The organism is Mesorhizobium sp. B2-6-1 (assembly GCF_006440475.1).
Lineage (GTDB): Bacteria > Pseudomonadota > Alphaproteobacteria > Rhizobiales > Rhizobiaceae > Mesorhizobium.
Window position 1 is genome coordinate 810,614 of sequence record NZ_VFUH01000001.1, and the last position, 13,098, is coordinate 823,711.

At 63.1% G+C, this 13,098-nt stretch carries 17 protein-coding genes; 14 read left to right on the forward strand and 3 right to left on the reverse strand.

Annotated elements, in window-relative coordinates; genetic code table 11:
* Window positions 1–130: 130 nt before the first annotated feature.
* Entirely contained in the window at window positions 131–1,036 is a 906-nt protein-coding gene (locus tag FJ443_RS04200) for a DMT family transporter (RefSeq protein ID WP_140525043.1), read from the reverse strand.
* Window positions 1,037–1,166: 130 nt separating this feature from the next.
* On the opposite strand from FJ443_RS04200, the gene FJ443_RS04205 reads away from it, so the two are divergent.
* The 3 genes from FJ443_RS04205 to FJ443_RS04215 all read left to right on the forward strand — a co-directional run bounded on the left by FJ443_RS04205 (window position 1,167) and on the right by FJ443_RS04215 (window position 3,309).
* On the forward strand, window positions 1,167–1,607 hold the full coding sequence (locus FJ443_RS04205; RefSeq protein WP_140493190.1) for an Lrp/AsnC family transcriptional regulator: 441 nt from the start codon (window positions 1,167–1,169) through the stop codon (window positions 1,605–1,607).
* 86 nt (window positions 1,608–1,693) lie between these two features.
* Complete coding sequence (locus FJ443_RS04210) at window positions 1,694–2,422, forward strand: class I SAM-dependent methyltransferase (protein WP_140493193.1); 729 nt, start codon at window positions 1,694–1,696, stop codon at window positions 2,420–2,422.
* A gap of 116 nt (window positions 2,423–2,538) precedes the next feature.
* Window positions 2,539–3,309, forward strand: coding sequence for a sulfite exporter TauE/SafE family protein (locus FJ443_RS04215; protein ID WP_140554914.1), 771 nt, complete (start codon window positions 2,539–2,541; stop codon window positions 3,307–3,309).
* 21 nt (window positions 3,310–3,330) lie between these two features.
* On the opposite strand, the gene FJ443_RS04220 is transcribed toward FJ443_RS04215, so the two are convergent.
* Complete coding sequence (locus FJ443_RS04220; RefSeq protein ID WP_140525046.1) at window positions 3,331–3,882, reverse strand: DUF2269 family protein; 552 nt, start codon at window positions 3,880–3,882, stop codon at window positions 3,331–3,333.
* Window positions 3,883–4,203: 321 nt separating this feature from the next.
* On the opposite strand from FJ443_RS04220, the gene FJ443_RS04225 reads away from it, so the two are divergent.
* The 7 genes from FJ443_RS04225 to ruvB all read left to right on the forward strand — a co-directional run bounded on the left by FJ443_RS04225 (window position 4,204) and on the right by ruvB (window position 8,554).
* A complete protein-coding gene (locus tag FJ443_RS04225; protein WP_140493202.1) occupies window positions 4,204–4,584 on the forward strand; it encodes a cbb3-type cytochrome c oxidase subunit I in 381 nt (126 codons plus the stop codon).
* A 383-nt stretch (window positions 4,585–4,967) separates the two neighbouring features.
* Window positions 4,968–5,501, forward strand: coding sequence for a DUF1465 family protein (locus tag FJ443_RS04230; protein ID WP_140493205.1), 534 nt, complete (start codon window positions 4,968–4,970; stop codon window positions 5,499–5,501).
* A gap of 92 nt (window positions 5,502–5,593) precedes the next feature.
* A complete protein-coding gene (ruvC, locus tag FJ443_RS04235; RefSeq protein WP_140662861.1) occupies window positions 5,594–6,103 on the forward strand; it encodes a crossover junction endodeoxyribonuclease RuvC in 510 nt (169 codons plus the stop codon).
* A 55-nt stretch (window positions 6,104–6,158) separates the two neighbouring features.
* Entirely contained in the window at window positions 6,159–6,428 is a 270-nt protein-coding gene (locus tag FJ443_RS04240; RefSeq protein ID WP_140493211.1) for an AbrB/MazE/SpoVT family DNA-binding domain-containing protein, read from the forward strand.
* Complete coding sequence (locus FJ443_RS04245) at window positions 6,406–6,825, forward strand: type II toxin-antitoxin system VapC family toxin (protein WP_140493214.1); 420 nt, start codon at window positions 6,406–6,408, stop codon at window positions 6,823–6,825. Before FJ443_RS04240 ends, FJ443_RS04245 begins: the two co-directional genes overlap by 23 nt.
* Before the next feature lie 27 nt (window positions 6,826–6,852).
* Window positions 6,853–7,473, forward strand: a complete 621-nt coding sequence (gene ruvA, locus FJ443_RS04250) for a Holliday junction branch migration protein RuvA (RefSeq protein ID WP_140662863.1) — start codon at window positions 6,853–6,855, stop codon at window positions 7,471–7,473.
* 43 nt (window positions 7,474–7,516) lie between these two features.
* Window positions 7,517–8,554, forward strand: a complete 1,038-nt coding sequence (ruvB, locus tag FJ443_RS04255; RefSeq protein WP_140493220.1) for a Holliday junction branch migration DNA helicase RuvB — start codon at window positions 7,517–7,519, stop codon at window positions 8,552–8,554.
* A gap of 107 nt (window positions 8,555–8,661) precedes the next feature.
* On the opposite strand, the gene FJ443_RS04260 is transcribed toward ruvB, so the two are convergent.
* Entirely contained in the window at window positions 8,662–9,930 is a 1,269-nt protein-coding gene (locus tag FJ443_RS04260; protein WP_140662865.1) for a cellulase family glycosylhydrolase, read from the reverse strand.
* A 57-nt stretch (window positions 9,931–9,987) separates the two neighbouring features.
* On the opposite strand from FJ443_RS04260, the gene ybgC reads away from it, so the two are divergent.
* From ybgC to FJ443_RS04280, 4 genes are all read left to right on the forward strand, one after another.
* Window positions 9,988–10,458: a tol-pal system-associated acyl-CoA thioesterase gene (ybgC, locus tag FJ443_RS04265; protein WP_140662867.1), complete on the forward strand. Its 471-nt coding sequence runs from the start codon at window positions 9,988–9,990 to the stop codon at window positions 10,456–10,458.
* A 267-nt stretch (window positions 10,459–10,725) separates the two neighbouring features.
* Window positions 10,726–11,436 (forward strand): protein TolQ, encoded by a 711-nt coding sequence (tolQ, locus tag FJ443_RS04270; protein WP_140493236.1) that lies wholly within the window; start codon window positions 10,726–10,728, stop codon window positions 11,434–11,436.
* Window positions 11,437–11,447: 11 nt separating this feature from the next.
* Complete coding sequence (gene tolR / locus FJ443_RS04275) at window positions 11,448–11,900, forward strand: protein TolR (RefSeq protein ID WP_140493239.1); 453 nt, start codon at window positions 11,448–11,450, stop codon at window positions 11,898–11,900.
* Between the two features lie 7 nt (window positions 11,901–11,907).
* A complete protein-coding gene (locus tag FJ443_RS04280; RefSeq protein ID WP_140493242.1) occupies window positions 11,908–13,062 on the forward strand; it encodes an energy transducer TonB in 1,155 nt (384 codons plus the stop codon).
* Window positions 13,063–13,098 lie beyond the last annotated feature (36 nt).

A 13,098-nucleotide genomic window follows, 5' to 3' on the forward strand; every position in this document is an offset into this window, starting at 1 on the left:
GTCTTCGATCCCGGGTTTCGCCTATGCCGGGCGAAGATGGTTGGATTGCGGCATAGAGCAAAGTGCCCGCTTTGAACAGGCGGGCAGGCGGGATCGCTATTTTTGACCGCCGAAGCGCCGGCGATTGGCGTTACTCGATCGGTTGCGCACCTGCCGCGGCAGGCCTTGGCTTCCACAATTTCCAGCCGAGATTCATGCCGGCGGCCGCGATCAGGATGGCGGCGGCACCGACGAGTTGGCTGAGATGCAGGCGATGGCCGAATGCCGTGACGTCGACCAGGATCGCAACGATCGGGTAGATGAAGGACAGCGACCCCTGCAGGTGCGTCGGCAGCTTCTGGATGGCGCCGTACATCAGGATGTACATCAGACCGGTGTGGACGATGCCGAGCGTCGCCAGCATGGCCCAGCTCCTTGCGTCGGTCGGAAGATGCGAGAGATTGGCGAAGGGCGCCAGCATCAACACGCCGACGCAGACCTGGACGAGCGCGATGAGATGCGGCGGCGTGCCCTTGAGCTTTTTGGTGACGATGGCGGCGACGGCCCAGAAGAAGGCAGCGGCCAGCGCCATGACGATGCCGGCGAAATAGTTGGTGCCGATATCGCCGGCGTCAGGGGCGGCCTCGACGATCAGCACCATGCCGGCGAAGGCGATTGCCAGCCAAGTCAATTTCGTCAGGGTCAGCCGCTCGCCGAAGAAGAGCGCGCCGAAGCCGACCAGCATGAAAGGCTGGGTATTGTAGACAGCGGTGGCGATCGAGATCGACGCGCGCGAGAATGCACTAAACAGCAGCAGCCAGTTGACGACGATAGCGGCGCCACCGAGGGCCGCGATGGCGAAAACGCGAAGCGACAGCCTGTTGCGCAACAGGCCGAGGCCGACGCAGATGAAGAGCAGCGTCACCGCGCCGAAAGCGCAGCGCCAGAACACCACATCCATGATAGGCTGGCCGGACAGGACGACGAACCATCCGATCGTTCCCAGAATCGCCATTGCGGCGGACATTTCGATCGTCCCACGTGCTGTATCGCTCACGACAAATCTCCAGATCGTTGCTTGTGCATAATCTCATGCTGATCCTGAGCTTTCCACCCAGCGAGAAAGGTGACATGCTGGTTTTGCCTATTAAAAATAGGCAAATACCCGGAAATCCTGAGAATGTGAAATGCTTGACGATCTCGACCGACGTCTCCTCGAAATCCTGGTGAAGGATGCGCGGACTTCACTGAAGGAGCTGGCCGGCCAGGTCGGGCTGTCATCGCCGAGCGTTTCGGAGCGGCTGAGGCGGCTCGAGGAGCGCGGGGTTATCAGGGCTTTCACCGTCGAGATCGACCCGCTGGCGCTCGGCTATACATTGCAGGCGATCGTGCGCATCAAGCCGCTGCCGGGCAAGCTGCACATCGTCCAGAAGCTGATCGAGGAGATCGCCGAATTCGGCGAATGCGACAAGGTGACGGGGGACGACTGCTTCGTCGCCAGGCTGTTCGTGCGTTCGATCGCCGACCTCGACGGTATCCTTGATCGCATCGCCGACAAGGCCGAGACCAGCACCGCCATCATCAAGGCGCAGCCGATCCGGCGGCGGCCGCCACCGCTCGGCGCATGACCGGTCCGCGTTCTTGACTCTGCTTGGCGGTGGTGGAAATGCGTGGCGGCTCCGCCAGTCAGGCATATGAACAACGAGGAAAGAACATGGCGCAGAATGTCTATGATCAGCCGGATTTCTTCGCAGGCTACAGCCAACTCGGCCGGTCCGTCGAAGGGCTGGACGGCGCCGCCGAGTGGCCGGCGCTGCGCGCGATGCTTCCCGACGCCAGCGGCTTGCGAATCGTCGATCTCGGTTGCGGCTTCGGCTGGTTCTGCCGCTGGGCTCTTGAACACGGGGCCAAGGAGGTTCTGGGTCTCGACCTGTCGGAAAAGATGCTCGCCCGGGCGCGTGCCGCCGGCCCGGACGCCGGCATCGTCTACGAACGCGCCGATCTCGATGAACTCAGCCTGCCGCCGACGGCTTTCGATCTCGCCTACAGCTCGCTTGCCCTGCACTATGTCAGCGATGCCGCGCGGCTGTTCCAGACCGTGCACCGGTGCCTGGTCCCCGGCGGGCATTTCGTCTTCTCGACGGAGCATCCGATCTATATGGCTCCGACCCATCCCGGCTGGTCTGTCGATGCCGAAGGCCGCAAGACATGGCCCGTCGACCGGTATCTGGTGGAGGGACCGCGCAAGACGGACTGGCTGGCCAAGGGAGTTGTGAAACATCACCGCACCATCGGCACCACGCTCAACACGCTGATCCGGTGCGGCTTCACCATCGAGCATGTCGAGGAATTCCGTCCGACCGACGCGCAGATCGCGGCCAAGCCCGAACTGGCGGAAGAGCTCGAGCGGCCGATGTTCCTGCTGGTCTCGGCCCGGCGATAGGCAGAGCAGAATGGGCCGGCCTTGCTGTGGCGACGCCCACATTTGCTGTCGCTCCGCTCGGGAATCTGGGCTATTCAGGCGTTGACTCGCTTTCCCTCCAGACCAGTCCCTCCTCCATGTCAGGCCTGCTTTCCGATCCGTGGTTCTATGCGGCCGCCGTCCCGGCGGTCATTCTGGTCGGCCTGTCCAAGGGCGGATTTGGCGGCGCGGTCGGTTTCGTCGGCGTGCCGCTGATGGCGCTGACCATGCCGCCGGTGCAAGCGGCGGCCATCCTGCTGCCCATCCTGTGCCTGATGGACATCGTTTCGGTATGGACATGGTGGGGCGTCTATAACAGGAAGATGCTGGTCGACATGATGCCCGGCGCGGTGATCGGTATCGGTCTCGGTTGGCTGACGGCCGCACTGGTCACCGAGGAGGCCGTGCGGCTGATCGTCGGCGCCGTCGCCATCATTTTCGTGCTGCGCTGGCTCTATCTGAAGTACCGCCACGGCGCCGACCATGCGGCGCAGCCCAACCGCGTCGCCGCGGCCCTCTGGGGCACGGTCGCCGGCTTCACCAGCTTCGTCGCCCATGTCGGCGGCCCGCCCTTTCAGGTCTACGCGCTGCCGATCCGGCTCGACCCGAAGGTGTTGTCCGGCACGGCGGCGATCTTCTTTGCCGCCACCAACGCGCTGAAGCTCGTTCCCTATTTCGCGCTCGGCCAGTTCGACAGCACCAATCTGACCGCGTCGGCGGTGCTGATGCCGCTGGCGCCGCTATCCACCATCGCCGGCGCCCGGCTGGTGCGCCGCATGCGTCCGGAGATCTTCTATCCCTTCACCTATGCGACGGTGGCCGTCGTCGCGGTGAAGCTTCTGTGGGACGGGATCGCCGGCCTGATGTAGCCGGGACCGTTTTCGCCTGCCTCAGGCGACGCTCGGCACCATGCGCCTTGGTCGGCCGAGCGCCAGGGTGGCGCCAGCCGCCAACACAAGCCCCATGGCGGCAAGGACCGTGAAGTCGTCGATGGTCGGCTTCAGCACCATGTCGGCGATGATGATCAGCATTACCGCATAGTCGAAGCGCGCCGCCCGCAAGATGCGCTGGCCAGAGGCAAGGGCGGCCGGCGTCACGCCATCCCTGGCGATCATCGCGCCCATGTGGTCGGCGCTCGGCTTGAAGACGAACATGCCGATTGAAAAGGTGGTGGCGTAGCCGGCAAGGCCGATCAGGATCCACAGTTGCGAGAAGCCGACCCAGAACCAGCACATGATTAGCCCGAAGGCCAATGTCAGCATCGACATCGGCGCGAAGAAGCGGTTTCCCAATTCGCCCGTAGCCCGCATTGCCTGCAGCGTTCCCTGGATGTTTCCCGACCGATCGGCGAGCGTCGCCAGCACCATCAGCGCGAAACCGCCGCCGACCCATAGGGTCGCCGAAAGAATGTGCAGCAATTTAACGATCGAATACCAGTCCATGCTTCTCCCCGGCGCCTGATGTAGCGGAAGGAGCGAATCCTCGCCTGCCGCTTCGATGGCCAAGCGTTTATCGCCGCGCCTGTTTCGGAACGATGTCGTGAAAAAACCAGTTCTGTTTCAAGTGCCGGCTAACGTAAGGAGCCACTGATATTGCGAGCGCGCCATTCGGTTTTCTGCTATTATGAGGGGCGTCCGGGGGCGCGACATCGTCCAGAAACAGTGCCGATGCTAGTGCGCCCGCGCCGGGAGCCCGGTGGCGAGAGCAATCGCCTGACGATCAACCCTTTCCCGAACACGGGAAAGGCAACTCGGGGGAAAGATATGCAAGGGGTAGCACGGAATTTCTTCACGCTGGCCGTTATCTATGCGCTGTGCGGCATGGCGCTCGGCCTGTACATGGCGATCAGCCAGGACCATGGCCAGATGCCGACCCACGCCCATACGATGGTCGCTGGCTGGCTGATGTCGGCGGTCTTCGCCTTCTTCTATCACCTGTTTCCGGCGGTCGGACAGAAGACGGTTGCCGTCGTTCACTTCTGGCTGACCGCAATCAGCGGCATCGGCCTTTTGATCGGGCTCTACTTCCTGCTTGGCGGCGATGCCGCGATCGAACCGCTGGTGGCGGCGTCTTCGATGGGTTTCTACGCGGCCTTGCTGCTGTTTGCCTTCATTGCCTTGCCGGCGGTTTGGAAAACGGCCTGAGCCGAGGCTCGGCACATCCTTCAGGAACTGTGCTGTTACGGCACAGTGGCGCGGGGTTCGCTCAAAAAACATCGGCGCCGTTAAGGGTTCATTAAGCTTTACAGGCGTTTACTATGCGCATCCAGTGATCTGGATTCTTACCGAGTGGTTGGAGCCACTTTGTTTGACGCCTCCCTGTTAAACTCCTGAGAGCCGCCTTATCCGCGGCTCTTTTTTTGTCCGCTTTCCAGCGACACGGTCCGCACCGGATCACGTTAACCTTCTGTTAAACATGTGCTTGCCTTCACCCCGGACGAGGCGCATTTTCAAGCTTCAGTTATGTAGGGTTCCGGGTGTATCGGCAGTAAGCCGAATCGGCCGGTTGCAAGTGCAGGGGCGTATCGATGAACGAGCCTTCGAAGGGCAGCGCGAAAACCGTCAAGCTGGCGGAACGTAGGGTCTTTTCGCACTCCTTCAAACCGCTCTACCAGGAAGGCATGGGGCTAGTCGAACAGGCGGCGGAGTATCTCGACGGCAAGGGCCGGGCCGAGGCCAAGAAGCTGTCGCGGCTGGCGGCCACGCTCTATGCGGCCGAATCGATGCGGCTGACCACCAGGCTGATGCAGGTCGCCTCGTGGCTGCTTCTGCAGCGCGCCGCGAATTCCGGCGAGATGACCCGCGACCAGGTCGCATCGGAAAAGTCCAAGGTGCGCCTCGACACCGCCTCCGCCCATGACGAGGCGGCCGGCTGGGCCGAACTGCCCAAGGATTTCCTCGACCTCGTCAACCGGTCGCTGCGCCTGCAGGCACTGGTGCGCCGCATGGACGAGGAGATCTACGGCGCCGGCGCGGTGGTCGACATGCAGCCCATGAGCCGCCGGCCCAATCCGGTCTCGGACCAGATCAGCCTGCTCAACACGGCTTTCGCCCGAAACTGAACTATTCTGGAACGTTCCCGGTCAGCGCGTTACTGTTTCCGGTTTGTTCACATTTCGCTGGCATGGCTGTCTCCGGGAGATAGAGTAACCGGATGAGGGACGCGATTCGCATCATCGGTATCGATCCGGGGCTCAGGCGCACCGGCTGGGGTATTGTCGAAAGCCTCGGCAATTCGCTGCGCTTCGTCGCGTCCGGCACGGTGCGTTCCGAAGACAGGGCGGCGCTGGCGACGCGGCTGTGCCAGCTGCATGACGGGTTGGCTGAAATCCTGCATACGGCCATGCCGCATGAGGCGGCCGTCGAACAGACCTTCGTCAACAAGGATGCGGTGGCGACGCTGAAGCTTGGCCAGGCGCGCGGCATCGCCATGCTGGTGCCGGCACGCGCCGGCCTGGTCGTTGCCGAATATGCACCCAATGCCGTCAAGAAGGCGGTGATCGGCGTCGGCCATGGCGACAAGAAGCAGATCCACATGATGGTGAAGGTGCTGCTGCCGAAAGCGACCTTCGACACTGAACATGCCGCCGACGCGCTCGCCATAGCCATTTGCCACGCGCATCACCGGCAAAGCGTCGCCTATCGGATGGCACTTGCCGGTTGACGATGTTCTTGACTTGTTCCCTTGTCTGTCGTAGGTAATACTTTGAGGTATTACCATGCGTGTCACCACCAAAGGCCAAGTCACGATCCCCAAACAGATAAGGGATCACCTGGGTATCCGCCCGGGCTCCGAGGTGGAATTCGTGGCCACCGATGAGGGTGCTCGGCTTGTGGCCGTCAACGAGAATCTCCCCGAGGAGGAGAAATTGCGCAGGTTCAGTAATGTCCTTGACCGGATGGAGGGGACGTTGGATCTGGGTGGCATGACGACCGACGAGTATATGGAGTGGCTGAGGGGGCCGCGTGAAGATCTCGACGTTGATTGACACAAATGTCCTGATCGACGTTTGGGGGCCGGCCGGACCGCTGACAAAATGGTCAGCGTCTGCAATCGCCTCATGCCGCCGCGACGGCGACTTGGTGGTCAATACGATCATCTGGTCTGAACTGGCGCCGCTGATCGCCTCGGAGGCAGCGCTTCGAAAAGCGGTCGACATGCTCGAGATCGATCGCGAGTTTCTGCCCTGGGATGCGGCCTTCCTTGCAGGTGTGACGCATTCCCGTTATCGCCGTGCTGGTGGAATCCGCGAACGAACCTTGCCGGACTTCTTTATTGGCGCTCATGCGACCGTTGCCGGACATCGTCTTTTGACGCGCGACGCCGCGCGTTATCGCAGTTATTTCCCGGACCTTGACATCATTTCTCCTGAAACGCACCCATGAGGGCCTATCTTCCATGAAAGATTTGGCATGATCGGCAAGCTCAAGGGTATGCTCGACGAGATCGACGAGGATCATTGCCTGGTCGACGTGCATGGCGTCGGCTACGTCGCCTACTGCTCGGCGCGCACGCTTGCCGCGCTGCCTTCGCCCGGCGAAGTGGTGGTGCTGTTCATCGAGACCTATGTGCGCGAGGACATGATCCGGCTCTACGGCTTCCAGTCGGTGCTGGAGCGCGAATGGTTCCGGCTGTTGATGAGCAATGTGCAGGGCGTCGGCGCCAAGGTGGCGCTGGCAATCCTGTCGACGCTGGCGCCGGCCGACCTTGCCAACGCGATCGCGCTGCGCGACATCTCCATGGTCTCCCGCGCGCCCGGCGTCGGCAAGAAAGTGGCCGAGCGCATCGTTACCGAATTGAAGAACAAGGCGCCGGCCTATGCGGGTTCAGCGGCGGGCACGATCGGTCTCAAGCAGGAGCTCGGCGAAGGCGTCGCAGCCGCGCCAATCACAGACGCGGTCTCGGCCCTAGTCAATCTCGGTTATTCCCGCGACACCGCCGCCAATGCAGTGGCGGCGGCACTGAAGACGGCTGGCGAGGAGGCGGACGCGTCGAAGCTGATTCGCTTCGGGCTCAAGGAACTGGCGCGGTGAGCGCACGCTTGTCCGGTTCCCGGCCATATGCAAGGAAGGCGGCATGAGCCTTTCCCCCCGTCTGATCGCTCCGGAAAAACGCGGCGAGGATGCCGATCAGAGTTTGCGGCCGCAGACGCTCGACGATTTCGTCGGCCAGGCGGCGGTGCGGGCCAACCTCAAAGTGTTCATCGAGGCCGCCAAGGGGCGCAAGGAAGCGCTCGATCATGTGCTGTTCGTCGGGCCGCCAGGTCTAGGCAAGACGACGCTGGCGCAAATCATGGCGCGCGAGCTCGGCGTCAACTTCCGCTCAACCTCCGGACCGGTCATCGCAAAGGCCGGCGATCTCGCTGCACTCTTGACCAATCTCGAAGAAGGCGACGTCCTGTTCATCGACGAGATCCACAGGCTGAATCCTGCGGTGGAAGAGATCCTCTATCCGGCGATGGAGGATTTCCAGCTCGACCTGATCATCGGCGAGGGGCCGGCGGCGCGCTCGGTCAAGATCGATCTTGCCCGTTTCACCCTGGTGGCCGCCACCACGCGGCTCGGCCTGCTCACCAATCCGCTGCGCGACCGCTTCGGCATCCCGGTGCGGCTCAACTTCTACACGGTCGAGGAACTGGAGCAGATCGTGCGGCGCGGCGCACGCATCCTGCAAATGCCGCTCGGCGATGACGGCGCGCTGGAGATCGCGCGGCGCGCGCGAGGCACGCCGCGCATCGCCGGCCGGCTGTTGCGGCGCGTGCGCGATTTCGCTTCGGTCGCCGGCGATGGTCATGTGAACCGCTTGATCGCCGACGAGGCCTTGACCCGGCTGGAGGTCGACGCGCTCGGCCTCGATGCGCTCGACCGCCGGTATCTTTCGATGATCGCGCGCAATTTCGGCGGCGGGCCGGTCGGCATCGAGACGATCGCCGCCGGCCTGTCCGAGCCGCGCGATGCCATCGAGGACATCATCGAGCCCTATCTCATCCAGCAGGGTTTCATCCAGCGCACGCCGCGCGGCCGTGTGCTGACGGCCAATGCCTGGCGCCACCTCGGCCTCGACGCGCCGAAGGACCTGGCGCAACAGCAGATCAATTTATTCCAGGAAGAATAGCGGCCCCCGGCGGCGGCGTTCGGGCCGGCGATCAAGCGTCGCAACCGCTTTGCGGTGTGCGACCGGAGATCTTGCTGATCGATCCCGGCGGTGTGGAGCAACGGCGCTCAGTGAAGCGACCGGATCACGTCCAGCACATCGTGCTCGGCCTTTTCGCCGTTGAAAGCATCGACGATGCCGAAAGCGCCGCCGTAACTCCAGACCGACCAGGAGAAGCCATGCGCCTCGGCGCGAGCGATCATGTCCCGGACATAGGCGGCACGATAGCCGGCCGGCATCACATAGGGATTGCCGTATTCCTGGCGGATCATGCCGAACTCGCCCAGCGTGACGTTTTCCGGCCTGATGCGGTTGGCCTTCGCCCAGGCATCGACGGCCTTGAATGGGGCGTCCATGAGACCAAGCAGCTTGGCGTCGGTGTCCATGCTGGCTACCTGCTCGTCGAGATAGGCAAGCAGCCCGCCCTGCCGCGCCCAAGGTGCCTCGGTCTTGATCCTGGCGCGGATGGCGTCGAGCGTGACGTCGAGCTCAGCCGGCGGCACCGCGGTCAGCGGGTAGGGCAGGCCGGTCACATAGGGAATGAAATCGCCGGCCCAGGTCGCGCCCTGATGGGTAAGCAGGAACGGATCGTAGGAATGGAAGGTCCAGATGACGTTGTCGTCCGGGATCGCCATCGGATCGATTTTTTCCAGCGACGACGCCGCGGAATAGCAGGCCCCGGTCAGCACAAGCGTCAATCTCGTCGCCGAAGAACGCGCCGCGGCGAACAACCTCTGCTGGCGTTGCGGCCACAGGCTGGTGCCGTCGGCGTCGCAGTCGACGATCGGTTCGTTCATCGGTTCGAAGGCCACTTGCCCCGGATCTTCCCCGGCGAGCGTGTGCGCCATCTTGCGCACCACCTCGACATAGGCATCGAATGTCACCGGGTTGTTCATCACCTCGGCCATGCCGATCTTGCGCCCACTGCCGGCGGGGATCAGATGCATGTCGACGACAACCTTCAGGCCGGCGCGGTTGATCATGCGGACAGAGTCCAGCACGCTGGCATAGAGATCCTCGCGCAAGGCCATCGTATTTTCGGAAAGGAAGGGCGAAGGATCGACCGGCATGCGCAGGAAATCGAAGCCTGCATGCTTCAAAGCCTCGAGATCGTCGTCCTTGAGAAATTTGCGCCATTCCGGGTAGGGCAGGATGGCCTTGGCGTTGCCCCATTGGTCTTCGCCCGGCCAGGTCACCCACTGGTCGAGATTGAGCCCGCGCTTCATGGAGAAGGTCGCGGCCTGGCTCGGCCCGGCCAGAGCCATCACGACGAACAGAGCCATCACCACGAACAGCGCCGTCACCAAGGTCTTGATCATCGCCGTCAACAGTGCCATCCGATGCCATGTCACGCGCGGCACAGGTGCCTTGCCGCGACTGAAAAAGGAAGCGCAATGGACGATCATGGTGAATCCGCGACCTTGCTGGCGGGGATTTCCGGTGCGCTGACGGCGTTCGGCCATCGGCTGATGGCGCGGGTCTATTATGCCGACACCGATTTCTCCGGCGTCGTCTACCACGCCCGCTATCTCGAATTCCTCGAGCGCGGCCGCTCCGACTATCTGAGGCTGAGCGGCGTCCACCACACCGAACTTGCCGATGGCAAGCATGGCGAAAGAATAGTCTGGGTGGTGCGTCGCATGGAGATCGACTTCCGCATGCCGGCCCGCATGGACGACATCCTGACGATCGACACCCGGACCGAGGAAATCTCCGGCGCGCGCATCTTCATGGCCCAGCAGCTCAAGCGCGGCGACGAGGTGCTGGTCGAGGCCAGGGTGGAGGCGGCGATCATCGGCGAGAATGGCCGGCCACGCCGCTTCCCCAGGGAGTGGATAGCAGCGTTCATACCCAAGGCAGGCTAAAAGGTCGGCCTCGTAGGTATCGCCGGTGCCGGCTTGAAGCGCGGCAATGCGCCGCGCCTGCTCGACTAACCCATCCTTAACCATAACGGTTCATGAAGAGATTGGTGAAGATTGGCGCTATCCAGCGCCTTCCTTTCACCAACATTTGCCCCGAAAAGGCCGCGAAAGGCACGTTTTGGGGTTGTTCCGGTAGCTTCGCGCGAACCGACCACAAGGGATGCCAGGGGCCAGCCGCCAGCTTCGCCCGGAAATCTTAAGGACGTTACGATGGAAAATATCGCACTCGCCGAACCGGGCGCGCAATTGTCGATTTGGGCGCTGTTCATGCAGGCCAGCTGGGTGGTCAAGCTGGTCATGATCGGGCTGCTCTGCGCCTCGGTCTGGACCTGGGCGATTATCGTCGACAAGCTCGTATCCTATGCCCGCATGCGGCTGGCGCTGAACCGGTTCGAGCAGGTGTTCTGGTCGGGGCAGTCGCTGGAGGAGCTTTACCGAACGTTGGCCGACCGCAAGACATCGGGCATGGGCGCCATCTTCGTCGCCGCCATGCGCGAGTGGAAGAAGAGTTTCGAAAAAGGCGCCAAGACGCCGCTCGGCTTGCAAACCCGCATCGATAAGGCGATGGACCTGGCGCTGACCCGCGAGATGGAGAAGCTCGAAGGCCGCCTCGGCTTCCTCGCAACCACGGGCTCGGCGGCCCCGTTCATCGGCCTGTTCGGCACCGTCATTGGCATCATGACGTCGTTCCAGGCGATCGCCGGCTCCAAGAACACCAGCCTGTCGGTGGTCGCGCCCGGCATCGCCGAGGCGCTGCTGGCGACCGCCATCGGCCTGCTCGCCGCCATTCCGGCCGTCATCGCCTACAACAAGCTGTCATCGGATGCGAGCAAGATCGCGGTGCGCATGGAAGGGTTCTCCGACGAGTTCTCCGCCATACTCTCGCGCCAAATCGATGAAAAAGTAGCGCCGAAGGCCTGAGGAGTAAGCCGATGGGAATGTCCGTAGGCATGGCTGGACGCGGCGGACGCGGCCATAGGCGGCGCGGCCGCCATCATGGCCTCATCGCCGAAATCAACGTTACGCCGATGGTCGACGTGATGCTGGTGCTGTTGATCATCTTCATGGTCGCCGCGCCGCTTTTGACGGTCGGCGTGCCGATCGATCTGCCGGATACCCAGGCCAAGGCGATGAATGCCGACACCCAGCCGATCACCGTTTCGATCAATGCCGCCGGCCAGATCTATCTCCAGGAAACCGAAATTCCGATCGAGGAATTGGTGGCGAAGCTGCAGGCGATCTCGAAGACCGGCTATGACGAGCGCATCTTCATCCGCGGCGACAAGTCCACCGACTACGGCACGGCGATGAAGGTGATGGCCCGCATTTCGGCCGCCGGCTACAAGAATATCGGCCTGGTTTCACTGCAGGAACAGGATCAATAGACCCACTATGAGGACCGGCCTCACCACATCGGTGATCATGCATGCGGCGCTGATTGGCTTCGGCCTGTTCACGCTGTCGGCACCGGCCGCGCTTCCGTCGGCCGACGTCGAGTCGGTCGCTGTCGACATCGTGCCGATCGAAGCCACTGCCCAGGTGCTGCAGGGCGACAAGAAATCGGTGGTGCATGAAAAGCCGGCGCCCTTGCCCACGCAGCGTCCCGATGTGGTGCCGGATGCGCAGAAGGTCGGCGAGAACAGCGTCGATACCGACAAGCCGATAACGCCCGAGGCCAAGCCGAAGCCGGTCGACATGACGTCGGCTCCGCCGCCGGCGCCAACGCCGATCGAAAAGCCGAAGACCGAGGACGTGCCGAAGCCGCAGGAAAAGCCCAAGCCGACGCCGGCCACGGAAGTGGCTCCCGCGCCGCAGCCCAAGGAAGAGGTCAAGCCCGAGCCGGTCAAGCAGACCGAGCCGAAGCCGGCGCCGGCCAAGGAGCCGACGCCCGCACCGCCACAGGACAAGACCGCGGCCATCGAGCCGACGCCCGAGGTGAAGCCGGACGCGGTCGCCCAGGCGATCGCCAAGGACCAGCCTGACGATGCCCAACTGCCGGACTCCGCGCCCGCGCCTCAGGCGCGGCCGAAGCCGCAGCCGGCACAGGCCGAAAGCGCCAAGGCGCCGGAGCGCAAGGACGCCGACAAACCGGTCAAGGAGGCTTCATCCAAGCCGAAATCGGAGGACAAGCAGTTCAATTCCGACGAGATCTCGGCCCTGCTGGACAAGCAGAAGCCCTCCGGCGGCGGCGCCAAGCGTTCGACACAGCAGGCTTCGCTCGGCGGCGAGAAGGACCAGGGCCAGAAGCTGTCGAGATCAGAACTGGGCGCCCTGTCGGATCAGCTTGGCGGTTGCTGGACATTGCCGGCGGGGCTGGAGGGCTCGGAGAATTTCGTCGCCGTGGTCATGTTCAACCTCGACCCCTCGGGCAAGCTGGATGGCCGGCCCACCGTCGAGAAATCGAGCGGGAATCGCCAATTCGATGAAAGCGCCGTGCGTGCGGTTCAGAAATGCAACATGGCCGGCCTTCAGGTTCCGGCGGGCAAACAGGACATCTGGGCCCAGGTCCGTGTCACTTTCGATCCGAGGGAAATGCTTGGCCTTTGAGGCCTGCCCTCCGCAGAATCAGTGAAGAGAAGCGAG